This window comes from Snodgrassella alvi (assembly GCF_002777425.1).
In the GTDB taxonomy this organism is placed as follows: Bacteria; Pseudomonadota; Gammaproteobacteria; order Burkholderiales; family Neisseriaceae; genus Snodgrassella; species Snodgrassella alvi_B.
In genome coordinates this window covers 170401-195303 of the sequence record NZ_MDVC01000115.1, presented here as the reverse complement: position 1 = coordinate 195303, position 24903 = coordinate 170401, and the positions used below count along the sequence as shown (strand labels likewise).

Here is a 24903-nt window from a genome sequence, read left to right as displayed (position 1 = left end):
TTAGGTTTACTAAGGGGCTTTGGTTTTAATTATGGATTCTGAACGGGTGTTATGGTGGCTGTGGCTGGCTTTTGGTAGCTTGGGTGGTGCGGTCCGTAGAGAATGCCATTGGTAGCACCGGCCGAGAGCAGATTGGCATTAACGGTTCCAGCCAGATCGAAAGCGCTATCTTTTACCTTGTCTTTAATTTGGGTGATAAGTGCTGAAGTAACCGCACCCAGAAAGCCTTGTTGCTTGTTGTCACTTGAACTTACGGTGATTCGTTTTGCACCAGTCCAGATAACATCGCCAGTTTTGGCATCTACGAGTCTGGCTTTAACACTTACAGTAGTAGTGCTGTTAATTACCTGATATTTGGTACCATAATCGTCGATATCCATATACAGAATGGCATCAGGATTATATACCCGACGGATTTTATTCAAACCAACAGCCTGTATTTCTGCTCCTTCATTGAGGCCATTTTCTTTGAAAGTTTCGTTAACTAATGCAACTGGAAACACATAGTAACCGGATTCAGCCAGTGGTCTGGTTGATTGTGCCATAACTGCATTTGGTGCTTTTACTTCTACTGAAGAGCTGGTTGGCTGTACCACGAGTATGGAGCGGGGATTGCTGCGCTGGAATTTGCTGTAATCGTAAGGCTGTTTATGGCTAGTAGTACTACAGGCAGACAGGATGGCGGCAACAGATAAAGGCAGTAATAATTGACGTAATAAACGCATTATTATTTTTCTCCTACTACGTTTTTGAGTAAGAAATTCATATAGGTGGTCGATTCAGGAAACGCCTGTTTTTCCATCTTAAACTGGGTTTTGGCTCCAGCCAGATTGCCTACTTTGGCATAGAGCATCCCCAGATGTGCATGTGTACCGGGTGCTGCTTTGGCATGGTTGCTCTGTACATCAAGAAAGTATTTTTCCATGTTGGCAATCTGTTCCTGAGGTGTAAGAGCATTATTCAAGGTTTGATATTGCTGTTTGTTAAAGTCAGCCCAGTAGTAAAGTGAGTTGGCCGGCTGATTATTATTTGCGCAGGCAGTTAATAACAAGGCAGCTACGGCCGTTGTCAGGATGTGTTTCATATCTGTTATACCTGATGGATATTAGGGTTGTGGCTTCCATTGACCTTGTTCGATGCCGCGTACCAGATTATTTACAGCTTCTCGGATAGCCAGATCCAACACTTTGCCATTGAGAGTAGCGTCGTAGCTGGTGTGTCCACCAGTGCCGAGGATTTCACGTGAAGATAGTTTGAATTCACCAGCGCCCTGACTGGAGAAGACAATCTCGGAGGATTGTACGTCAACGATACTTAGGGTAACTTTGGCATAAGCAACCTGTGTTTTACCCTGACCTAGGATACCAAATAGTTGCTGGTCACCAATATTTCTACGGCCAAATTCGGTAATGGCACCGGTAACGACGTAGCGTGCGCCCTTTATTTTCTGATTCAGGCCTTTAATATTCGCTTCATTTTTGATTTCATCCAGATTGCCACGGTCTAATACTGAAAAACGACCGGTTTGCTGCAAATCTGCCATTAAAATGGTTTTGGCCTGACTGGTAAGCTGATTGTTGCTATTACTGAAAATACCGCCTCCCAGATTACCACGGCTATCAAACTTGCCTACAGCCAGCGGTGCTTTTACGCCATTGTAGGCCTGCTGATAGGTTTCTACTTTTGGAACGTTCAGAACCTGAGAGCTTTCGGTTGCGCATGCAGATAATAGAACTGCACTTAATATGGTTAAATAAAGTTTATTCATGATTGTTTAAGTTAAATGTGTTGGGTGGAGTATATTGAGACTGTTGTTTTATGTCAAAAATATATTAGCTAAAAGTGTAAAATTTTTAATTACGCAGGCTTTATGTAGGAGCTTACTGGTATCAGAATTGTTCCTGCGCACTTAAATAGCGCCATTGCCCCGGTGGCAGGGCGCCCAGTTTGATTTTGCCCATGCGTACTCGTTTCAGGCCGGTAACGCGCAGACCTACCAGTTCACACATGCGCCGGATTTGGCGTTTTTTACCCTGTTTGAGTATAAAGCGCAGTTGATCCTGATTTTGCCAGCTGACTTTGGCCGGCCGCAGTTTTTCGCCATCCAGGCTCAAGCCATGGTTGAGTAAGGCCAGACCATTGTCGCTAAGCTTGCCGCTGACGCGTACCAGATATTCTTTTTCGATGCCGCTGTTTTCACCGATAAGCTGTTTGGCGATGCGCCCGTCCTGTGTAAGCACCAGTAAGCCTACTGAATCTATGTCCAGCCGGCCAGCCGGTGCCAGATGGCGGGTATGGGCTGTCTGAAACTGGATACGGCTTTTGTCTTCCTGCCAGTGATTGGCTTCGGTAATCAGTTCGACGGCGGCACGGTAGCCTTTTTCTGGCTGCGCGCTGACATAGCCTACTGGTTTGTTTAACAGAATGGTAACGCGTTCGGCCTGCTGGCGATGTGCCTGCCGGTCGAGGTCGATGCGGTCGGAGTTGACAACTTTCTGCCCCAGTACTGCGGTAACGCCATTCACTTTTACCCAGCCCTGCTCGATGTAGCTATCAGCTTCGCGGCGCGAGCATAAGCCCAGTTGTGCCATGCGCTTGGATAGGCGTTGTGGTTCATTTTGGTCTGTTGTTGTCATGCTTTATGCTCTTTCTGTCGATTTGAACCGGCTACCATGTCCAGCAGAAACAGGCGGCAATCCAGATTACCATTGAAGAGGGGAATTTTGCGTTTGGGTGACAGGCGCATCAGTTTGGGCATATCGCGGTCGGCACTGAACATGCCAATCAGCCAGCCGGCAAAATGTTGTTTCAGCCAACTGCCAAGCTGCGGATATAAAGCGTGTAATAGCTGGATTTCTGAAAGACGTACGCCATAAGGCGGATTGCTTATCATGATGCCATTGGTACCATTTGGGCGAGTATCCAGTGCATCGGTTATCTGCCATTGAATATGTTGCTCTACTTCGGCGTAACGGGCGTTGTTTTGTGCCAGTTTGATTAGTTTGCTATCAATATCTGCGCCGAAAATGGGTGCTTGAGGCTGGCTTTTAGCGGCTGAAGCAGCACGGCGCTGTTGTTGCCATAAGGCATCATTGTAATTGCATAGGTTTTCAAACCCGAAAGCTCGCTCTAGTCCGGGTGCTGTGTTGGTGGCAATCAATGCTGCTTCTATGGCGAGAGTGCCACTACCGCAGAATGGATCCATAAATGGCTGGCTGCCATTATAACCAGCCAGTAATAACAGGCCGGCCGCCAGATTTTCGCGTAATGGTGCTTCGCCGGTATCGCTGCGATAGCCGCGTTTGAATAAGGCTTCACCACTACTATCCAGATAGATGGATAGTTCATTTTTTTCGATGAAGACATGAATGCGTACATCCGGGCGAAATTTCTCTACGCTGGGGCGGCTGCCGGTTTTGTCGCGAAATACATCGCAAAGTGCATCTTTTACTTTGAGTGCGGCAAAGTTCAGGCTGTTGATTTGTGCCTGTTTGCCTTCTATGTGAATTTTGAAGTTTTTGTTAACGTCAAACCATTCTGGCCAGTTAATTTTTCTGGCCTGCTGATAAATGTCGTTTTCGTTGCGAAAGTGGCCGGTATTCAGGCGAATGAGCACACGGCTGGCCACGCGGCTGTACAGATTAATCCGGTAAACGCTGGCTAAATCACCATCAACAGCAACACCACCATCGTGGTTGTGAATCTGTTTGCAGCCCAGTGTAACTAGCTCCTGATTTAATATGGTTTCAAGCCCACGCGGACAGCTTACGAAAAGAGGATATGAATTCATGCAATACTTTAATTAAGAGGGAAAGGACATGCTAAACTTGTTTATGCATGTTTGAATAGTATGATTGTAATATTGAAGTTTAGGTGTTGACTATTGTTTGTACTTTCTGGCGCGCAAATTTGGGTGATTAAGTGTGTAGCTGCACCTTTGGAAAAAGCAAGTTTTATGTCTGCATATTGCTAATAATTAGCACAGGGAATGCTATATTTGTTTTTAAGTTAACCTATCTGCAATCGATAGAAGAGGTGGAGAAGTATTTACCTGCTCATCTGGCCTATTTGCAGGAATACTATAATATGGGTCATTTTATTGCTTCCGGCCGGCAAGTACCACGTGTTGGCGGGGGAATTCTGTGTCGCGCCAGTAGTAAAGCTGCTGCTGAGGCTATATTGCAGGAGGATCCGTTTTATATCCATCAGGTTGCTGAATATGAGGTGATTGAATTTGCGCCAAGTAAATATGCAAATGGTTTTGAAGTATTTATCTGATTTGATTTCAGGGTTAGCTGATTAGTTTATAGAATCTGGTTTATGCGTTTTAAATCTGCTTCAGTTATTTACTGCCAGCTAGCTATAAAAGCCGGTTTTAGATACAAAGATCGTTTAATTAGTTGTATCTACTGGTTGGCTGGGCTAGAGTAGTAACCACGATTAAACGTAATATCGTTTTATTGCTATTGGTTGATGAGCCTGTACAGTAACTGTATTGCAGTCTGTCTGCTACCTTGTTTTGTGGCCGCTTTATTTTATTCCAATAGTACATATTTAGTACATTTAGCTCGTAGTCCCCATCTCTTATTTGAAAAGTACAAATAAACAATCATGGCAGATAAGTTATTTTGTGCTTAAAAAATAGTTGTCCATTTTTCGGTTGTCATTATTGCTACTAAATTTTTAATATCCTTTTATGCGCTGGATTGCAGAAAACAAATGAATCAGAATAGCCAGATATGAATGGTCTACCAGATTTACCGCGATAATCCGAAGTAAAGGGAGTATGACCAATGAAGCCGCTTACAGATAGAATTGAAATCCAAAAATACTACCAAGCTTTACTCGCAAAAGACCCAAGCTATGTTGGTATCTTCTACGTAGGTGTTAAAACTACTTCAATATTTTGTATAGCTACATGCAGAGCAAAAAAGCCAAAATTTGAAAATACGGAATTTTTTCGCACGGTTAAAGATGCTCTTGATGCAGGCTACAGACCCTGTAAAATCTGCCGGCCAGCAGAGAATGCTAATGAAGCACCCAAACAGGTGATTGATGCTATAAGAATCAGTACTGAAAATCCAAAGATAAGAATATCTGATGCGCTGTTAAGAGAGCATCAAATCAGCCCAGAAACTGTTCGCCGCTGGTTTAAAAAAAATTATGGTATTACTTTTCAGGCTTATCAAAGAATGTACCGGATTAATCAGGCTTATCAGGAGTTGAAAACGGGTAAAAAGATAATGGATACAGCTTTTGATAATGGATATGAATCATTAAGTGGCTTTGCTTATACCTATAAAAAGATTGTCAAAAAATCACCTTCCAATTATTCAAATGAGAATCTTATCCTTATCAATCGTTTAACCACGCCTATTGGCCCTATGTTTATTTGTGCTACTCAACAGGGTATTTGTCTGTTGGAGTTTGTTGACCGACGTATGCTTGAAACGGAGTTCAGGCAGCTACAAAATTTACTTAAGGGGACAATTATCTTTGGTGAAAATAATTATATTTTACAGGCCAGACTTGAAATGGATGAATACTTTCGGGGTAAAAGGACAAACTTTACTGTTCAATTGCATACACCCGGAACGCATTTTCAGCAAGCTGTCTGGGATTGTTTGAGAACAATACCTTATGGCGAACTCTCTACTTACAAGCAACAGGCAGAAAAGCTAAATAATCCTAAAGCAGTTAGAGCTGTTGCTAGCGCCAACGGCTTTAATCGTGTCGCCATCATTATTCCCTGCCACAGAGTAATCGGTTCTAATGGCCAATTAACTGGCTATGGTGGTGGATTGGCGCGCAAACAATGGCTTATTAATCATGAAAAAAATAATCATCAATCATAAATTTTTGGGTGGAAATGGGTAGTTTGTTTGGATTTGTCAATGCGTAAATACACAGTTCTGTTTGCCTTTAACCATATTGCGTAATCTTGATTTAACTGAACATGGTTTTAATGGGCTGGTTTCGGTGGTTAAGCTGAAACAGGGCAAACTTGTGTCCAGTAGGCAATAAAAATTTACCTGCGGTGAAGCCTTAATTTAACTGATTTAGTAATAACCATTGCTGGTTGGAATTTTTTTAATGGAATATTCAGCGCAGTATAGCGGTCTTTACTTGTTCCATGATGATTTGTTCTTAAATGATGAAACTGATAAAGTTACTCTGTTTTTTGGCTGTAATTATAATGTGTTTGAAAAGATTTTAGTTTTGGTAATTGCGTTGATTAATTCTAATCTTAATTGAATTGATTATCATGGGTAACTATATATTGATATGGTTTTTAACTTAATCCATACATAATTTATTTGTAATGACGGGGTAATTGATGAAAGAAAAGTTAATTCTATTTGTGTTGTCCTTGTCAAAATATATTCCTTTTTTGCAACTTTCTAATGTAAAACATACAGCAAAACAAAGTATTTCTAAAACTAGGGTGGGAGATTTTTCAAAAGAAAAAGAAAATAATTTTAATGAGTTAGAATATATTGAAATGCAGGCGCAGCAGGGTGATGCAGATTCTCAATTTCACTTGGGTATATTTTATTATGCAGGTGAGGAAGTATCTCAGGATTGTGAGAAAGCTGCCAGATATTTCAGCATGGCAGCCAGACAGGGAAACGTTAATGCACAATTTGCTCTGGGCGTTATGTATCAAAATGGCGACGGTGTACAGCAGGACTATGTTAAGGCTAAAGAATTTTTTATTCAGGCTGCTAAACAGAGCAATGCTTCGGCTCAATGTAGTCTTGGATTGCTGTATAAGAATGGCAATGGGGTAAAACAGGATTATTTTGAAGCGCTAAAATATTTTCAGCTAGCAGTTGTCCAGAATGAAGCTAAAGCCCAATCTTCTTTAGGATTGATGTATTACTTGGGTGAAGGTGTAAAACAAGACTATATAAAAGCTTCCAACTATTTTCAGTTGGCAGCTGAGCAGGGTGAAATTACTTCCCAATATATTTTAGGGATAATGTACTATCATGGTGAAGGAATAGAACAAAGTTATGATAAAGCAATGCATTATTATTACCTTGCTGCTGAACAGGGAAATGTTGATGCACAATATAAATTAGGACTGATTTACCATAATGGTACAGGCACAGCACAGGATTTTGTTCAGGCATTAAAATATTATCAATTAGCGGCTAATCAGGGGTGTAGTGATGCTTTAACTAATCTGGGACTTATGTATAGTGATGGATTAGGAGTAAAGCAGGATTATGAACAAGCAGTAAAATATTTTCATCTTGCTGCTGCGCAAGGTAATGTAACTGCACAGTTTAATCTCGGAGTATATTATAGATATGGTTATGGTATAAAACAGAATTATAAAAAAGCTCTTAGCTACTATCAGTTAGCGGCCGAACAGGGCAATATTATTGCCCAATATAATCTTGGTGTTATTTATGAAAATGGTCAGATTACGCAATAAGATTATGTTGAAGCTGTGAAATATTACCAGCTGGCAGCTAAACAGGGCTATTCTTATGCTATTTATAATTTAGGACTGATGTTATATAACGGTAAGGGTATTAAACAGGATTATCAAAAGGCATTCCAGTGTTTTTATCAGGCTGCTAAAGATGGGTTGGCCACTGCACAATATAATCTTGGACTAATGTACTTCGAAGGCAAAGCGAGCAAACAGAATTATGAAAAAGCTGCTGAGTATTTTCAATTAGCTGCTGCTCAGGGAGAGGCTGCTGCTCAGGCTAATTTGGGGTATTTGTATGACACTGGGAAAGGTGTAAGACAGGACTATATCAAGGCACTTGAATATTATCTGCTTGCAGCTAATCAGGGAAATAGTTCTGCTCAATGTAATTTAGGTAATATGTATGAAAATGGCCATGGAGTAGTGCAGGACTATGCAAAAGCCGTTGAATATTACCAGTTGGCTGCAAAGCAGGAAGATGCTAATGCCCAATTTACTTTAGGATTAATCTATCTAAATGGTACTGGTGTAAAGCCAAATAAGCGTATGGCTATGGAATTGCTTAGAAAAAGCTGTGAAAATGGTAAACAAGAAGCCTGCGAGATATATGGGCAATTGAAATAAAAAATAGCTTTATTTTTTTATCAAATATTTTTCTTTATTATATATTATAAGTTACCAGATAAAAACAACGTTGAAATTATCCATAATGAGTATCTGGTGAATCATGATTTTTGTATGGATGCGATAAATCTGGTTTTGCAAAATTTGTTGCTTGTTTTATGGCCATTGTCACCAATATTAGCTTTTTATCTGTAACAGTCATATTTCTTTGCTAACAATTTGGTTATTTCAAGATTAATCCGTTATGAATGAACAAGCAGCACCAATGCCGGAATTTGCTCTCCGTTTAGTCAAATGGCAACGGCAGTATGGTCGGCATGGTTTGCCGTGGCAGACGCGTGAGCCGTATCTGGTATGGCTGTCGGAAATTATGTTGCAGCAAACACAGGTAACGACAGTGTTGGATTATTATCCGCGGTTTGTGGCTGCTTTTCCAAATGTGCAGGCTTTGGCGGCCGCCGATGAAGATGTGGTAATGGGCTTGTGGCAGGGGCTGGGCTATTACAGTCGTGCGCGGAATTTGCATAAGGCTGCCAGACAGGTGGTAACCGAGTTTGCCGGCAAGTTTCCGCGCAGCCGGATTGAGCTGCAAACTTTGTGCGGAGTAGGGCGCAGTACGGCAGCGGCGATTGCCGCTTTCTGTTTTAATGCTCGTGAAACGATTCTGGATGGCAATGTAAAGCGCGTGTTGTGCCGGTTGCTAGCGCTGGATGGTGATATTGCCAGCAAGGCGTTTGAAGATACACTCTGGCGCACAGCCGAAGCTTTGTTGCCACCGAATGCTGCTGATATGCCGGCCTATATTCAGGGATTAATGGATTTGGGCGCTACGGTATGCAAGCGCAGTAAGCCGGTATGTTCTGTATGCCCCATGAATGACATGTGTCTGGCGCGGGCGCAAGACCGTATTACTGAATTACCACGCAAGAAAACTGCGGTAATGGTAAGAAATCTGTCGCTATACTGGCTGGTATTGCGTAATCGCGATGGAGCGGTATTCTTACACAAGCGCCCAGCCAAAGGTATTTGGGGTGGTTTATGGTGTGTGCCCTGTGTGGACAGTCTGGCTGCTTTGTATGAGCTGGCGGCACAATTTGGCTTTGCAGCTGAAGATTTGAGCGAAGGCGCTGAAATCAGCCATCGTTTAACCCATCGCCAGTTATTTATTGTGCCATTTACGGTGCAGGCAAGCGGGCAGCCGATAGAATCCATACCAGTAGCTGGTGAATGGGTGTCATTTGATAATCTGGCAGCTTATGGTATCCCTAAACCATTACATGATTATCTGAATGCTGTACAAAGCAGACTGTTTTAATTTTAATTCTATTTTAATTTAATGGCATAATTATTTTTTATGCTTGTAAAGCATGTTTATTTTTAATTTTGTCTGATTTATGTGAATAAATCGCAGTGAATATTGTTTTTTACTCTATTTAGGGTAAATTTAATTGACGCTATCATTATTGTCACGTATAAACGCTATCTTGCTGAAATGTGGCTGTCTTTTTGCTATTTCACGTTATATGGATAAAAGCGGAAAACAGTAATTTCAGTACAGGTGAGCTAAATGCTGTGCATTGAGCTTCTAACTATTTAACCGGGAATAAAACAATGGAAGAAGATTCGAGTCGACCGTTTATTTTATTGATACCACAACTGCAACTAGGCCGTTGATGTTTCCGGGTTAACAGTGTCTGCCGACCGGGAAACAGCATGGTCGGTGAGGTACTGTTTATGAAAAAACTAAAAAAAATCATTTCTCAACCAGTAGTAATCAAGGCTGTGCTGGAGTCTCGCAACAGCCTTGACGGCACACTGTCCAAATTACAGACCAGTCTGAGTGGTCTGACCGAGCACGATGTTAAAGAACGGCTGGCCAGTTTTGGCAGCAATGATGTGGTGCACGATAAAGCGCCGTCTGCATGGCTGCAATTGTTGCTGGCGTTTAAGAATCCTTTTATTTTTGTGTTACTGGCGCTGGCCCTGGTAAGCTTTTTTACCGATTATCTGATTCCTTTGCGCAGTGGTGAAGAAACCAGCTTGAGTGGAATTAGCATTATTCTGGTGATGGTTCTGCTTAGTGGTTTGCTCAGCTTTTGGCAGGAATATCGTTCCAATAAGGCGGCTCAGGCGCTGAAGTCAATGATTAGCACCACTGCTACGGTGTTGCGTCGCAGCCATCATGATATCAGTGCCGAGCAGCTTGAAGTACCGATTAAGGAAGTGGTACCGGGCGATATTATTTTGCTGTCTGCCGGTGATATGGTTCCGGCTGATGTGCGTCTGATTGAATCACGCGATTTGTTTATCAGTCAGGCGGTGCTGACTGGTGAATCCATTCCGGTAGAAAAATCCGATACTGTTGGTATGAATGGAAATGCGGCTGCTCAACAGCAGCAACCGTCATCAGCCAATCCGCTGGATGCAGAAAATATCTGCTTTATGGGTACCAATATTGTGAGCGGTACGGCTAAAGCAGTGGTGGTGGCTACGGGTAGTGATACTTATTTTGGTTCGCTGGCCAAATCGATTGTTGGTACACGCAGCCAGACTGCTTTTGACCGTGGTGTAAACAGTGTCAGCCATCTGTTGATTCGCTTTATGCTGATTCTGGTACCGGTGGTATTGCTGATAAATGGTTTTACCAAAGGTGACTGGGGTGATGCTGCTCTGTTTGCTCTGGCTGTAGCGGTAGGGCTGACACCGGAAATGCTGCCGATGATTGTAAGTGCCAATCTGGCCAAGGGAGCAATGGCGATGGCGCGGCGTAAGGTGGTGGTAAAACGCCTGAGTGCTATCCAGAATTTTGGTTCCATGGATGTGTTGTGTACCGATAAAACCGGCACATTAACGCAGGATAAAATTATTCTCGAGCATTACACTGATATCAATGGCAATAATGATAGTGAAGTTTTGCAGCTGGCATGGTTGAACAGCTCCTATCAGAGTGGTATGAAAAACCTGATGGACAAGGCGATTGTGCGCTTTGCTCAGGAACCGGAAAACAGTGCTGTTATCAATGATGGTGGTTATCGCAAGATAGATGAGCTGCCGTTTGATTTTATACGCCGGCGTTTGTCTGTCGTGCTGCGGGATGATGAGCAGCGCCATGTACTGATTTGCAAAGGTGCTGTTGAGGAAATGCTGTCAATTTCCAGTTGCGTGTATGAACAGGGTGAATATCTGCCACTGGATACAGCACGGCGTGAGCAGTTACTGGCACTGGCTGAAAGTTACAATAAGGAAGGTTTCCGTGTACTGGCGATTGGTAAAAAGTATATCGCTCCGGAAGCACAGAAAGCACAGTATGCGGTGGCGGACGAAACTGAACTGACTTTGTTTGGCTTTCTGACTTTCCTTGATCCACCGAAAGACAGCGCAGCCCAAGCCATTGCTGCATTGAGTGAAAATGGTGTGGCTGTGAAAGTGTTGACCGGTGACAATGCCATTGTGACGCGCAAAATCTGTCATGAAGTTGGTATCGAAGCCGGACAGCCTTTACTGGGCAATGATATCGAAGGATTGAGTGATGAGGCGCTGAAACCATTACTGGAACAGCATACTGTATTTGCCAAGCTAACACCATTGCAGAAATCGCGCATTATCCGCCTGTTGCAGGAAAATGGGCATACAGTGGGTTTTCTGGGTGATGGTATTAACGATGCTCCTGCTTTGCGCGATGCCGATGTTGGTATTTCCGTAGATACGGCCACTGATATTGCCAAGGAATCCGCCGATATTATTCTGCTGGAAAAGAGCCTGATGGTGCTGGAAGAGGGGGTAATCAAAGGGCGTGAAACTTTTGGTAATATTATTAAATATCTGAATATGACGGCCAGCTCTAATTTTGGCAATGTATTTTCAGTATTGTTTGCCAGTGCCTTTTTGCCATTTCTGCCCATGCTGGCGATTCAGTTGCTGATTCAGAATCTGTTGTATGATTTTTCTCAGTTGTCACTACCTTGGGATAAAATGGATGAGGAATTTTTGCGTAAACCACGCAAATGGGATGTTTCCAATATCAGCCGTTTTATGCTGTTTATCGGCCCGATTTCCTCTATTTTTGATATCAGTACTTTTGCACTGATGTGGTTTGTATTCCATGCCAATGCACCAGAAGTACAGAATCTGTTTCATTCCGGCTGGTTTGTGGAAGGATTGCTGTCACAAACGCTGGTGGTGCATATGCTACGCACGCGCAAAATCCCGTTTGTACAAAGCACCGCTGCTTTACCAGTATTACTGATGACAGGGCTGATTATGGTAATCGGAATTTGTATTCCGTTTTCACCGATTAGCAACTGGATTGGCCTGACTGCATTACCATGGCAATATTTCCCGTGGCTGGTACTCACGCTGGGCAGCTACTGTGTTGTTACTCAGATAGTGAAACGCTGGTACATTCGCCGCTTTGGACAATGGTTCTAAGCATTAAATAGCAAAAAGAGCGAGTTAAATACTCGCTCTTTTTTTGTTATCATTTATTTGTGGTGATTTATCCGGTAAATTGCATTACCTTTGGTTAGTCATACTTTGCCGAGTTGTTTAATATCTACTAATTTTTCTATATTTAGATTAATCATGAGTAAATAGACGGAGGTTAAATGGCATTTAATGCAACTGAAAAAGCAGTGTTGTTGACGGTAAAAGGGGTTGGGGAAAAAGTGATTTTGCGTTTGGAGCAAATGGGCATTGATTCATTGGCAAAACTGGCACAGGCAAATCCTCAGGATATTACTGAGCAGGCAGCCAGTCTGGTTGGCAGCAGTTGCTGGAAAAATAGCCCACAAGCCAAAACTGCTATCAGTATGGCAGTAGATTTTGCTCGCAGGAATATTGAGAACCAGTCCTGAAAGTTTATGCGTAAATCAAAATAAATGATTTTGGTTATTTTGGGCTGACTTGCCGGCAGAAACCGGGATATGCAGTTTTAGTATTACAAAATAATTGTCTCTATTCAGGCTGGTGAAATGGGATGGGTCATGCACTTACAATTAATGGCAGTTGATTATACTGATAATAAAGCGGTGCATGATTTTGTTAAATAACGCTATAATGTGAATAACCTTTATCTTGGCCATGTTTAATAAATTGCTCAGATAAAAATGACTTTTAGCGCGCTCTTTCAAGAACAGCTTACTGGTGTTGAAAAACCTAAGACTGAGAACAGATATGGATGAATTAATCAAAGAAGCAGCATTACATTTTCACGAAGAACCCCGTCCCGGTAAAATTCAGGTTACGCCAACCAAACCACTGGCTACTCAATATGATTTGTCATTGGCCTATTCACCGGGTGTGGCTGCGCCATGTATGGAAATTCACCGTGACCCCCTGAATGCATACAAATATACGGCACGTGGTAATCTGGTTGCTGTGATTTCGAATGGTACGGCGGTACTGGGGCTGGGCAATATTGGTGCACTGGCCGGTAAGCCGGTAATGGAAGGTAAGGGTGTACTGTTCAAGAAATTTGGCGGTATTGATGTATTTGACATTGAGGTTAATGAAACTGATCCGGATAAGCTGGTAGATATTATTGCTTCGCTGGAGCCGACATTTGGCGGTATTAACCTTGAAGACATTAAAGCCCCTGAATGTTTCTATATTGAGAAAAAACTGCGCGAGCGCTGCAATATTCCTGTATTCCATGACGACCAGCATGGTACGGCAATTATTACTGCCGCAGCGATTAAAAACGGCCTTGAAGTTGTCGGCAAAGACATTGGCGAGGTTAAGCTGGTGTGCTCTGGCGCAGGTGCAGCGGCTATTGCCTGTCTGGAACTTCTGGTTGCGCTGGGTATGAAGCGTGAAAATATCACTGTGTGCGATTCCAAAGGTGTTATTTATCAGAATCGCGAAGAAAACATGGTGGAATCGAAAAAACTGTTTGCCATTGCGGATAATGGTCAGCGTAACCTTGCTGATGCTGTTCATGGTAAAGATATTTTCCTGGGCTTGTCTGGTCCGAATGTATTGAGCGTAGATATGCTCAATACCATGGCCAAAGACCCGATTATTCTGGCCATGGCCAATCCGACACCGGAAATCTGGCCGCCGGAAGCCAAAGCTGCCCGACCAGATGCTGTAATCGGTACTGGTCGTTCTGATTTCCCGAATCAGGTAAATAATGTATTGTGCTTCCCGTTTATTTTCCGCGGCGCGCTGGATGTAGGCGCCACCACCATTAATGAACAGATGAAGCTGGCCTGTGTGCATGCCATTGCTGAACTGGCCAAGGCCGAGCTGAGTGATGAAGTATCTGCTGCTTATGGTAATGCCGAGCTGTCTTTTGGACGTGAATATCTGATTCCGAAGCCATTTGACCCTCGTCTGATTGCTGTGGTGGCTCCTGCTGTAGCTAAAGCGGCTATGGATTCTGGTGTGGCTACCCGTCCGATTGACGACATGGATGCTTATGTAGAAAAACTGAGTCAGTTTGTCTATAAGTCCAGCCTGTTTATGAAACCGGTATTTTCTCAGGCTAAGAAAGAGCTTAAACGTGTGGTGTTATGTGAGGGTGAAGATGAGCGTGTTCTGCATGCTACCCAGCATATTGTTAACCACAAACTGGCTTTTCCGATTCTTATTGGCCGGCCGGCAGTCATTGAAGCGCGTTCGAAACAGCTGGGGCTGACTATTCAGCCGGGCAAAGATTTTGAAATTGTTAATAATCAGGATGATCCGCGTTACCGCGAGTACTGGCAGGCTTATTATCAGCTACGTAAACGCCATGGTGTAACTGAGGAAATGGCTCGTCGCCGCATGATTAGCAGCTCTACTCTGATTGGTGCTATGCTGGTACGCATGGGCAGTGCTGATGCGTTGTTGTGTGGTACGGTAGGCCGCTTCCATGACCATTTCAATATTCTGGAAGAAGTTATTGGTTATAACAATCCTGAGCACAATGCTTGTGCCATGAATGCTTTGATTATGACTTCAGGCAATATGTTCATTGCTGATACTTATGTTAATCCAGAGCCTACTGCCGAGCAGATTGCTGCTAATACACTGATGTGTGTTAAGGAAATGAAACGCTTCGGTATTGAACCTAAAGTAGCCTTATTGTCCAATTCCAACTTTGGTTCACTGAATCAACCAAGCAGCAGTAAAATGCAGCAAGCGCTGGCTTTGATTAAAGAAGCCGATCCTGAGCTGAATGTTGATGGTGAAATGCAGGGTGATTTGGCTCTGGACGAAAAACTGCGTCAGAAACTGATGCCAGATTGCGAGCTCAAGGGCGCAGCTAATCTGTTGGTAATGCCAAATGTTGAGGCGGCTAATATTAGTTACAATCTGTTGCGTACTTCATCTAATGGCGTCACTATTGGCCCGATTCTGATGGGTATGAATGAATCTGTACACATTGTTACGCCAATGGCTTCTGTACGCCGTATTGTCAATATGGTAGCTTTGGCAGCAGTGGATGCACAGCGTAAATAATCGCTGAGTTTGTTGTAAAATCAAGCAGGCTGTCTGTATTTTTTCAGACAGCCTGTTTTTGTATCAATTAGGGAGATACACTATGGCTAATGTGCCGACAGCGCCCAATTACATTACTCCTGCTGGCCATCAGGCTTTGCAGGATGAACTTTATCAGTTGGTTCATAAGGAGCGTCCGGAAATAGTGAATGTAGTGAACTGGGCCGCCGGTAATGGCGACCGCAGTGAAAATGGTGATTATCTGTATGGTAAGCGCAGGTTGCGTGAAATCGACCGCCGGATTCGTTTTTTAACCAAACGGCTGGAAGCCGCACAGGTGATTGACCCAGAGACACGTGAAGCCAGTGATCAGGTGTTTTTTAGTGCGACGGTAACCATTTTGCGCGGAAACGGGCAGGAGCAGACCGTGCATATTGTGGGTACAGATGAGATTGATACTGCGCGGAATAAAATTTCATGGGTATCACCGTTAGCGCGTACTTTGCTGAAAGCACATGAGGGCGATGAAGTACGTTTGCATGGTCCTGATGGTGTGGAAAATATTGAAATACTGGCAGTAGAGTATGTTCGCATTGATTAATCTGCTCTTAATCATGCATAATGTTAAATCTAGTTAGTAATTTTGCTTTTATATGGCATTTATAGTCTGAGCTATTGCGGTAAAGCGTGTATGTTTTCAGATAATGTTGGTATTAAGCAATGATGGTGTAAGTATTGCAGGGTTTATTATTAATTGTTACCGCAGTATGTCCATGTTTGATGATGCTGCCGGATTTTTTCTTACAACTGCGTTAAAACATGAATCCAAAACTTGAACCAATTTTCAAACAGCTCAATGCTCTGATTCTGGGTAAGCAGCAATTATTGATACAGATTGTTACCTGTGTGCTGGCGCGCGGGCATATTTTGCTTGAAGATGTGCCAGGTGTTGGCAAAACTACACTGGCACACGCACTGGCCGCCGTATTGGGATTAAATTATCAGCGTGTACAGTTTACTAACGATATGCTGCCTGCTGATTTACTTGGTGTAAGTGTTTTTCAGCCGAAAACCAGTGAATTTATTTTTCATCCGGGGCCAGTTTTTAATTCTTTTTTACTCGCAGATGAAATTAACCGTGCTTCGCCCAAGCTGCAATCGGCTTTACTGGAAGCGATGGAAGAAGGACAGGTATCTGTAGATGGTAAAACCTATGCACTGCCAAAGCCGTTTCTGGTAGTTGCTACCCAGAATCCAACTGAACAACTGGGTACATATCCCCTGCCTGAATCGCAGTTGGATCGCTTTATGATGTGTCTGAGTATTGGCTATCCGGCAGAAAAAGAAGAAAAGCAGCTCTATCTTTCAGGCGGGCGTCGTCAGTTTGTACCGCGTCTTAAAGCTGTCTGCAATGGGGAAATATTGCAGCAGTGGCAGGCGGAAGTAGCTAAAGTTAATTTATCTGCGGCAGCGGCAGATTATGTTTACCGTCTGGTAGCGGCCACGCGCACACCGGGTACGTTTGCTGTTGGCCTCAGCCCGCGTGCCGGATTGGCTGTCGTGCAGGCAGCCAAGGCTTATGCCTGGGTGCATGGGCGGGCACATGTGGTACCGGAAGATGTGAAGGCAGTATGGGTAGCAGTGGCTGCGCACCGTCTGCAACCTTTACAAAGTCAAGCCAGAAGCAGTACGCTGCTCACCGAGATGCTGGATTATGTTGCAGTGGTCTGAGGTACCGGCACCCACGCTTATTGATGGGCATACTGCTTTGCGTGCCCGTAATGTGCGCATTAATCTGACACGCATGGGCTGGGGACTGGCTATCGCCTGTATTCTGTTGTGGATTATGGCGGTTAATTATCAGGTAAATGTGGCCTATGCGCTGGTATTCTGGTTACTGGGTATATTGCTGTTTGGTGCACTTGCCGGTATACGTCAGCTTACTGGGCTGGTACTGGCTATTGTGCCGCAGCAGGAATACTTTGCCGGTAAAGATTGTGTGTTGACTTTACGTGCCTGTGATAGCTGTAAACGCACGCGCTGGTTGTGGCTGCAAACAGCACAGGAGATAACCGGTACCGCCAGCGACTGGCAGTTATGGACGATTACACCCGAAAATACAGATTTTGTCTGGACATTACCACCACAGCGGCGCGGGATTCTGCCCACGCTGATGCTGGCTGGTGCCAGTATGGCACCATTTGGGTTGCTGATGATTAAAACACATTGGGAATTTACTGATGAGATTGTGATTTTTCCCGAACCCGTTGAGCACAATATCCCTACGGCAAGAGCCAGTGGCGATGAGCAGAGTACACAAATCAGTTTGAGCGGTCAGGACCCGGCATATTTGCTGCCACATCAGAATACCACTTCACCGCGACAGATTGCATGGAAGCACTATGCCAAAACAGGTGATTTACTGGATAAGTATTTTGAGCAGGGTAGTACGCAGGTACAGCCACTGCTGATTTCCTATCGTGATTATCCGCAGGGTACCAGTCTGGAAAAAATGGCCAGTATGATGTGTTATCGTGTTCTGGCAGCAGATGTCAGTGGAGAAAAGTATATACTGGAATTACCGCGGCAGCGCTATGAGGCAGCTACTGCTCAGCGGACACAATGTCTGAATGCTTTGGGTAGATGGTGATGTGGCTTGCTGATCCGATTTTTTTACGTAAATCTCCTCCGGTACGTACGCAGTTTATTTTATTGCTGATGCTGGCGTGGGTAGCTTTACCTTTATTATTTGATTTGCCACTGAGCGTAGGCGCCGCATTTGCTGTGCTGTTGATTGTGCGTGTAGCCCTGCTTTTTACCAATGTTAAAAAGCTGCCGCTGTGGGCACTGGTGTTATTGCTGGTGGCTACTGCTGTATGGGTATATTTTCGTATTGGAACAATTATAGGCCGCGATGCCAGTGTTTCGCTGCTGATGCTGATGATTGTCCTTAAGGCTTTTGAGGGCGAAACTCTGCGCGACTGGCAGATATTGTTACTGGCACAGCTGATCTTAATGGGTGGCGGCCTGCTGTTTAATCAAAGCATGCTGATGGCACCATGGCTGATTGCGGCTTTATTCTGCCTGATTTCTTCGCTGGGCTTACTGGCTGGTATTAATCCGGTTGCCGCTATGCGGCAGGGCGCACTGGTTTTGGTTCTGTCTTTTCCGCTGGCCGTGATTCTGTTTATGGTGGTACCGCGCAAGGATGCGCCATTATGGGGTGTACCGCAGCCACAGCAATCTTCCATAACTGGGTTATCAGATACGCTTGACGCTGGCAGTATCAGTAATCTGATTCCGAGTAATGCACTGGCGTTTAATGTTACTTTTGATAATGATGTGATGCCTCGCAATGCCGATCTATACTGGCGCGTGATGGTGATGGGTAATAATCAGGACGGGCAGTGGCATGCTGTGAAAGAACAGTATACCGATGAAGATACTTTGCAGTTGTCAGACAGGGCTGTTTTAGCACAGCGACCTGATAGCAGGCTGGTGGGCTATCAGCTGATTATTCAGGATGATCATGGTCGTATACCGGCGCTGGATCAGCCACTGGCAGACAGTCAGTCTGATTTAAGCCGGCGGGTGGGAAATGTGGTACGGGTGAATAAAAGTCGGGAAGGCTTGCGCCGGGTGCATTTATATTCTCAGCTGGTACCTTATCTGCATCAGCAAATGGATCGGAGTTTGCTGAATTACTATACCCAACTGCCGGCCAGACTTAATCCTGAAACCCGCCGGCTGGCGCAACAATTGGCTAAGAAGTCCAACAGCAGTGAGGAATTTATCCGCCATATACTGGCTTATTTTCGTAATGGTGGTTTTCAATATACGCTAACACCAAAACGCAGTCATGAATCTCTGAATAAAACCGACTATTTTTTATTTAGTAGTCAAGAAGGTTTTTGTGAAGACTATGCAGATGCTACTGTATGGCTGGCGCGTGCGGTAGGTGTTCCGGCACGAATTGTGATTGGCTATCAGGGAGGCGAATACCATCCTGATGAAAAGTTCTGGCAGATTCGCAGTAAGGACGCTCATGCATGGACAGAAATCTGGATAGCAGAAAAAGGTAAATGGCAGCGGGTAGACCCAACCAGTGCTGTTTCATCAGTACGGGTGGAAAACGGGGTGGAAAATGCTTTGCCAGCAGAACAGCGAGCTGGTTTGTCTTCACCTTATCCATTATTACAAAAATATCTGGATAAAGGCCAGTTTTACTGGCAGCAATGGGTAGTTAACTATGACTCTGGCCGCCAAAATTCGATACTGGACTGGCTTAAGTTAAAAGATATACCCAAGTCAGCATTGTTACTGGTGATTGCGATTGCGATTATGATTACTGCGCTGCCACTGATTATCTGGCTGCGTAAGCAGGGAAATATGCAGGCGCAGCCATTGACTGATGGTATCAATCTGCTTAAGCAGGCTGTTATAGAAGGGGACGAGACGGAGTTATCGGCCATCGGCCCGCTGGAACTACAGGCTATTCTGGCTGAACATGGTTTACTTAATGATAGTTTGGCTGCTTTACTGGCTCAATATATTAATTGGCAGTATGGAGCTGCCGGTATGCCGGAAAAACGGCAACAGCGTGCATGGTATCGTAAAGTAAAGCAGGCTGTTCGCCGGTTATCGTGATAATTAAAGCATCTATATGTTTTTAGGTGAACCCTGTTCGGTAGCTAAGTAGATAGGTAAATCCTGTCAAACCTGAAGCATTGGTCAATATTTTGAATATTTGTAATGCATAAGATGGCGTACTTGATGCAGCAATTGATTACAATTTGCCTAAAATATTGAGGCAGCCCAGAACAAACGGCCAATAACACGAATTGATTCAGGAATAACTATCTCTGTTTCATAAGAATAATTGTAACTATGAATCTTTATACGAGAATCGTCCGTCTTAACTAAAATTCTTATATACGACCAACCATCATTGTCAATAAACGCATAAATTTTTCCACTACGAATCTCAGTTTCCGCCGTATCAATTCCTACCAAAGCACCATCTTGTAGTATTGGATCCATACTATCATCAGGAACTCGACAACAAATAATGTTATTTGGTTGAACGCCTAACTTTTGTAGCTCAGGTAGACTTAAAGGAATAGGCAAAGTTTCAAGAGTATTATTAAAACGCCCTAATCCGGCAGCCACTTTTACATCACTATGATACGGTACTAGAGCAAAGTTGTTTTTTGGTAAATCTTCTGGCTTATCATCGAATACTGGCTGTACATGAGATGAAGAAAGTTGCCCAGTACGCGCTTTATTACTTAAAGCGTGTTTGGCAGTAGATCCTTTACTACTATACTCCACCGGAGATTCTGCTAAGGTACAGGACTTGATCCGTCTGGTTTTATCTGTTCTACGAGGTACGGTATCACCAAATTTCTTAACCTTATTTAAACGTTTACTAGAATTCATATCTAAATACTGCTTAATTTTAGCGTCAACGCCTCGCCTACGATGATCCCGTGCACATTTAGGACAACCAAATTTGGAGAGCCTTAAATTCCTGAAACCTAAATCTTCTACCAAGCCATGTTTGTAACATAATATAGAACAAGGTCTTGATGCTGATTCAAACTTAATCAGTTTATTATTTGGAAATTTTGATTCGTATAAGTTTTTAGCCTCTGTAAATGTCACCTTTGCCGGCATTTATATATACCTCCTTTGCAATTTCTTTACTTTAGCTTATTATAAAATTACCTATATAAAAGGTCAAAAGTTTCAAGTGTCTGATTATTTTCAGACTGACATTGCAGCATCTAAATATAAACATGGTAAAGCGAAAACTACCCAGCTATTGATTCTATATCAATGGCTGGGTAGTCTATTACAGCGTTGAATGATCATATTAATCTTAGAGCCAGAAGTTTTCCCGCATTGTCAAAAATGCCTGACTGTTCGAAAACCCTGCTGACAGATAACCTTTATTCATGTTGAATAAAGGTTAAGAAATAACAATACTTTAAATTATTTTGATTGAAAAGGATTAATTAGTGTTAATGTTTAACTATATGATTTTAATGGTTATTAAATTTAGATTGAGTGTTGTTAAAAATGAAGTATTTATCTTTTTATACTTGAGGCTGATTGCCGGCTACTCAGGCAGATGAATAATTCAGAATAGCTTGAGTACTTTTGTATCTGAAATTAATCATTTAATGCTGTAATATTTATATGGATAAAATAATGTATCAGGAATATTTTTTTGTTTTTGAATGATATTGAAAATGACTTTGATGCAAATCGCCGCTGGGTTGAAAGTTTCAGTAGTCTTATTTATTTTATAGTACATAATGTTTAATAATCAATGCTATATGTGATTAGTGCTCTAAATAAAAAAATACTTGTCAATTCTTAGGTTGTCGTATTCAATTTATTAATTCTATTATTAATGTCATCAATAACTTCTGAGGTTTTATTATGACATTTAATGAATTACATAAAAATTCTTATCCTTTAATACTATGTAATGTTTGGGATGCAAATAGTGCCAGGATAGCCGAAAAACTAGGTTTTCAGGCTATTGGTACTTCCAGTGCTGCGATTGCTTGTATGCTTGGCTATGAAGATGGAGAAAAGATGCAATTTAAGGAGTTGTGTTATGTTATACAAAGAATTGCTGATAACACATCTTTACCTCTTTCAGTTGATATGGAGGCAGGGTATAGCAGAATACCAACTGAAATAGTCAATAATATTAAGGAGCTGGCTACATATGGAATTGCAGGAATTAATCTTGAGGATAGTATTGTGAATGAAGAACGAATACTGGTTGATGGTAAAAGCTTCGCTAATATTATTCATGAGGTTAAAAGCAGACTTAATGAAGCTAATCTAAATATTTTTCTTAATATCCGAACAGATACTTATTTATTAAATGTTCCGAATAAGCTGGATGAAACCCAAAAACGCATTGAACTGTATACAAAAGCTGGTGCTGATGGAATTTTTATCCCTTGTTTAGTGCATGAATCAGATATTAAATTTCTTGTAGATAAATCTCGGTTACCTATTAATGTTATGGCTATGCCTGATCTACCTGGTTTTGAAAAGCTCAAAGAGTTAGGTGTTAAACGGATCAGCATGGGAGATTGTTTATTTTCTAATATATCTACGATACTTAAACATAAACTTGGTAGGGTTATGGGCAATCAATCTTTTGATGATATTTTCAGTGCGGATAGCAACAGCTGATTTGAATATTACTAAACTTGATATGCAGAATTAAAGCATATTAATGTTCTAAATATTTTAAATTAATATCCTTTCATTGTTTCATATTTTATAAATACTATTGTAAGCTGGCGAGCAGATTCAGTATGTACTCCTGATAAGCTGGTATTGATATGGAAGTTATGCAGCAGCACTTGCATACTTGCAGCGATAAATAAAGCCCACTGCTATGGTAAAGTCTAAGCAGTGAGCCTGTGTTTGGTAAGTTCAGATATTATTCTTTATCATGTCGATAACGTCTTTGCCTTTGCCTTCAAGTATGGCCTTGGAACCATACCAAACCATGTTTTTCACATTCTCATAGCTGATTGCTGGCGGCAGCATCAGTTCTTTATCGCTGATTACGACATCCAGCAGAGCGGGGCCTTTATGTGCCAGAAAGGTTTGTACTGCGGCTTCCAGTTCGGAAGATTTGCTGACACTCTGGGCGCTGAAGCCACAGCCTTCGGCAATGGTTTTAAAATCACCATTTTTCAAATCAACAAATACTTCTACAAGTCCTTCGCCTTTTTGTTCCTGTTCAACAAAATTGAGGGAGCTGTTGTTGAAAACAACTATTTTAATCGGCAGATTTTCCTGTTTGGCGGTAAGCAGGTCACCCATCAGCATGGCTAGGCCACCATCACCAGATAAGGAAATTACTTGCCGTGCTGGGAAAGCTTTCTGCAATCCATAAGCCTGAGGCATGCCGTTTGACATGGTGCCATGTTTCAGGCTGGTAAGAAAACGTCGCTTACCGTTCATGGTCAGGTAGCGTGCACCCCATAACATAGGAGTGCCCACGTCAGCGGTAATCAGGGCATCGTCGTCGGCATGCTTGTCTATCAGTTCAATCAGTTGTTGCGGATGAATTGGATGTTTGTCGTCTGGTGTGGCATAAGCTTCATATTTATCCATGATTTTGGTAAATAAAGCGGTATGGTGATCCAGAAAACTGCTGTCGCTATGTGGCTGAATTTTGGGTAAAACAGTTTGCAGGGTAGTTTTAATATCGCCTACCAGTCCCAGGCTGATTGGATGACGTAAACCTAGTTGAGTCGCATCGTGATCAATCTGGATTATGTTAGCGTTTTCTGGATAGTATTCTGCCCATGCAAAGCCGCAGCCAAGTAATAATAAGGTGTCGCAGTTTTTGACTGCTTCATAGCCGGCTTTGGTGCCAAACATGCCGGTCATGCCTATTTGATAGGGGTTTTCCCAGGCAATACTGTCCTTGGCGCGTGAAGTGTGTACAACTGGTGCCTTAAGTTTTTCAGCCAGGGCAATCACTTCGTTATGCGCATCTTTACTACCATAACCGGCATAAATGGTGATTTTATTACCCTGATTGATGGCTTTAACCAGTTCTTCGATTTCATTATCATTCGGGCGGGTAACTGGCTGCGGCTGCCAGATTTTTATCGGTTGTTCGACTACTTCCATTTTGCTGATGTCGCTGGGAAGGATAACAACGGCTACGCCGCGCTTATTAATTGCTGTCTGAGCTGCCTGGATGAAGATACGCTGTGCTTGCTGTGGCTGATTAACCATCTGACAGAATACGCTGGTGTCCTGATAAACTTTGAGGAAATCCACTTCCTGAGGAAATCCAGTACCCATTGATGTGGCCGCCAGTTGGCTGGCAATCACAATGACAGGAGCATTGTTGCGATTGGATTCGTACAGACCGTTAATCAGATGCAGGCTGCCAGGACCACATGAACCGGCACAGGCGGTGAGTTTATTGGTAATCAAGGCTTCAGCACCGGCGGCAAATGCAGCAGCTTCTTCATGGCGGGTATGTATCCAGTTAATGCTGCTTTTTTCGATGGCCTTGCCGACAAAATTTAGGGTGTCACCGATGATGCCATAGCAGTTGCTTACTCCTGCTGCGGTCAGTACATCAATCAGTACTTCTGAAACGGTTTTGGTTTTAAACATGATGTATTTTCTCTAAAGTTGATTATTCATTAATAGATAGAAAATGAATAAATAGTTTTCTTGATAATCACATGGTTATATTTTCTATATTGTTTATGTATACAGTAAATTTAAGCAGAATGTTAATCTTTTATCAATATTTATTGTGGCAGTGAGTAATTTGCAACACTAGAATGTTGGTAAACTCATTATAAGTTGATATTTATGAATATCATCTAATAAAAAAGGCA

General features: G+C 42.7%; 20 protein-coding genes and 1 pseudogene. 14 read left to right on the top strand and 7 right to left on the bottom strand.

Translation table 11 applies throughout. The annotated features are described in order from the left end of the window. Positions 1-29: 29 nt before the first annotated feature. The 5 genes from BGI33_RS12825 to BGI33_RS12805 all read right to left on the bottom strand — a co-directional run bounded on the left by BGI33_RS12825 (position 30) and on the right by BGI33_RS12805 (position 3790). Complete coding sequence (locus BGI33_RS12825) at positions 30-725, bottom strand: DUF799 domain-containing protein (protein WP_100091553.1); 696 nt, start codon at positions 723-725, stop codon at positions 30-32. A gap of 2 nt (positions 726-727) precedes the next feature. Then, positions 728-1084, bottom strand: a complete 357-nt coding sequence (locus tag BGI33_RS12820) for a DUF4810 domain-containing protein (protein ID WP_100091552.1) — start codon at positions 1082-1084, stop codon at positions 728-730. A 21-nt stretch (positions 1085-1105) separates the two neighbouring features. After that, on the bottom strand, positions 1106-1768 hold the full coding sequence (locus tag BGI33_RS12815; protein WP_100091551.1) for a CsgG/HfaB family protein: 663 nt from the start codon (positions 1766-1768) through the stop codon (positions 1106-1108). 121 nt (positions 1769-1889) lie between these two features. Next, positions 1890-2636: a pseudouridine synthase gene (locus tag BGI33_RS12810; protein ID WP_100091550.1), complete on the bottom strand. Its 747-nt coding sequence runs from the start codon at positions 2634-2636 to the stop codon at positions 1890-1892. Then, positions 2633-3790 carry a THUMP domain-containing class I SAM-dependent RNA methyltransferase gene (locus BGI33_RS12805; protein ID WP_100091549.1) on the bottom strand — a complete coding sequence of 386 codons (1158 nt, stop codon included), beginning with the start codon at positions 3788-3790 and terminating at the stop codon, positions 2633-2635. Before BGI33_RS12805 ends, BGI33_RS12810 begins: the two co-directional genes overlap by 4 nt. Before the next feature lie 131 nt (positions 3791-3921). Between BGI33_RS12805 and BGI33_RS12800 the strand changes: the two genes are divergently transcribed. From BGI33_RS12800 to BGI33_RS12745, 13 genes and pseudogenes are all read left to right on the top strand, one after another. Beyond that, complete coding sequence (locus BGI33_RS12800) at positions 3922-4278, top strand: YciI family protein (RefSeq protein WP_306807482.1); 357 nt, start codon at positions 3922-3924, stop codon at positions 4276-4278. 515 nt (positions 4279-4793) lie between these two features. Then, a complete protein-coding gene (locus BGI33_RS12795; RefSeq protein WP_100091548.1) occupies positions 4794-5855 on the top strand; it encodes a bifunctional transcriptional activator/DNA repair enzyme AdaA in 1062 nt (353 codons plus the stop codon). 482 nt (positions 5856-6337) lie between these two features. Then, the gene (locus tag BGI33_RS12790) at positions 6338-7444 is read left to right on the top strand and encodes a tetratricopeptide repeat protein (RefSeq protein ID WP_100091547.1); all 1107 of its coding nucleotides are present in this window, start codon (positions 6338-6340) and stop codon (positions 7442-7444) included. Next, positions 7445-7588 (top strand): annotated as a pseudogene (locus tag BGI33_RS14310) (SEL1-like repeat protein); the annotation flags it as partial. A gap of 12 nt (positions 7589-7600) precedes the next feature. Beyond that, the gene (locus tag BGI33_RS12785) at positions 7601-8071 is read left to right on the top strand and encodes a tetratricopeptide repeat protein (protein WP_257379125.1); all 471 of its coding nucleotides are present in this window, start codon (positions 7601-7603) and stop codon (positions 8069-8071) included. Positions 8072-8315: 244 nt separating this feature from the next. Beyond that, positions 8316-9386 carry an A/G-specific adenine glycosylase gene (mutY, locus tag BGI33_RS12780; RefSeq protein WP_100091545.1) on the top strand — a complete coding sequence of 357 codons (1071 nt, stop codon included), beginning with the start codon at positions 8316-8318 and terminating at the stop codon, positions 9384-9386. A 419-nt stretch (positions 9387-9805) separates the two neighbouring features. Further along, on the top strand, positions 9806-12499 hold the full coding sequence (mgtA, locus tag BGI33_RS12775; protein ID WP_100091571.1) for a magnesium-translocating P-type ATPase: 2694 nt from the start codon (positions 9806-9808) through the stop codon (positions 12497-12499). Between the two features lie 176 nt (positions 12500-12675). Next, positions 12676-12924 carry a helix-hairpin-helix domain-containing protein gene (locus BGI33_RS12770; RefSeq protein ID WP_100091544.1) on the top strand — a complete coding sequence of 83 codons (249 nt, stop codon included), beginning with the start codon at positions 12676-12678 and terminating at the stop codon, positions 12922-12924. A gap of 319 nt (positions 12925-13243) precedes the next feature. Next, positions 13244-15514, top strand: coding sequence for an NADP-dependent malic enzyme (locus tag BGI33_RS12765; protein WP_100091543.1), 2271 nt, complete (start codon positions 13244-13246; stop codon positions 15512-15514). Between the two features lie 82 nt (positions 15515-15596). Next, a complete protein-coding gene (gene greB / locus BGI33_RS12760) occupies positions 15597-16094 on the top strand; it encodes a transcription elongation factor GreB (protein ID WP_100091542.1) in 498 nt (165 codons plus the stop codon). Positions 16095-16312: 218 nt separating this feature from the next. After that, complete coding sequence (locus BGI33_RS12755) at positions 16313-17224, top strand: AAA family ATPase (RefSeq protein WP_100091541.1); 912 nt, start codon at positions 16313-16315, stop codon at positions 17222-17224. Continuing rightward, on the top strand, positions 17208-18143 hold the full coding sequence (locus tag BGI33_RS12750; RefSeq protein WP_100091540.1) for a DUF58 domain-containing protein: 936 nt from the start codon (positions 17208-17210) through the stop codon (positions 18141-18143). The genes BGI33_RS12755 and BGI33_RS12750 overlap by 17 nt, the downstream gene beginning before the upstream one ends. After that, entirely contained in the window at positions 18137-20140 is a 2004-nt protein-coding gene (locus tag BGI33_RS12745; protein WP_100091539.1) for a transglutaminase family protein, read from the top strand. The genes BGI33_RS12750 and BGI33_RS12745 overlap by 7 nt, the downstream gene beginning before the upstream one ends. Positions 20141-20290: 150 nt before the next feature. On the opposite strand, the gene BGI33_RS12740 is transcribed toward BGI33_RS12745, so the two are convergent. After that, on the bottom strand, positions 20291-21169 hold the full coding sequence (locus BGI33_RS12740; protein ID WP_100091538.1) for a DUF723 domain-containing protein: 879 nt from the start codon (positions 21167-21169) through the stop codon (positions 20291-20293). 771 nt (positions 21170-21940) lie between these two features. Between BGI33_RS12740 and BGI33_RS12735 the strand changes: the two genes are divergently transcribed. Then, a complete protein-coding gene (locus BGI33_RS12735; RefSeq protein WP_100091537.1) occupies positions 21941-22714 on the top strand; it encodes an isocitrate lyase/PEP mutase family protein in 774 nt (257 codons plus the stop codon). Positions 22715-22960: 246 nt separating this feature from the next. Here BGI33_RS12735 and BGI33_RS12730 read toward each other — a convergent pair whose 3' ends face one another. After that, positions 22961-24673 (bottom strand): thiamine pyrophosphate-dependent enzyme, encoded by a 1713-nt coding sequence (locus BGI33_RS12730; RefSeq protein ID WP_100091536.1) that lies wholly within the window; start codon positions 24671-24673, stop codon positions 22961-22963. Positions 24674-24903 lie beyond the last annotated feature (230 nt).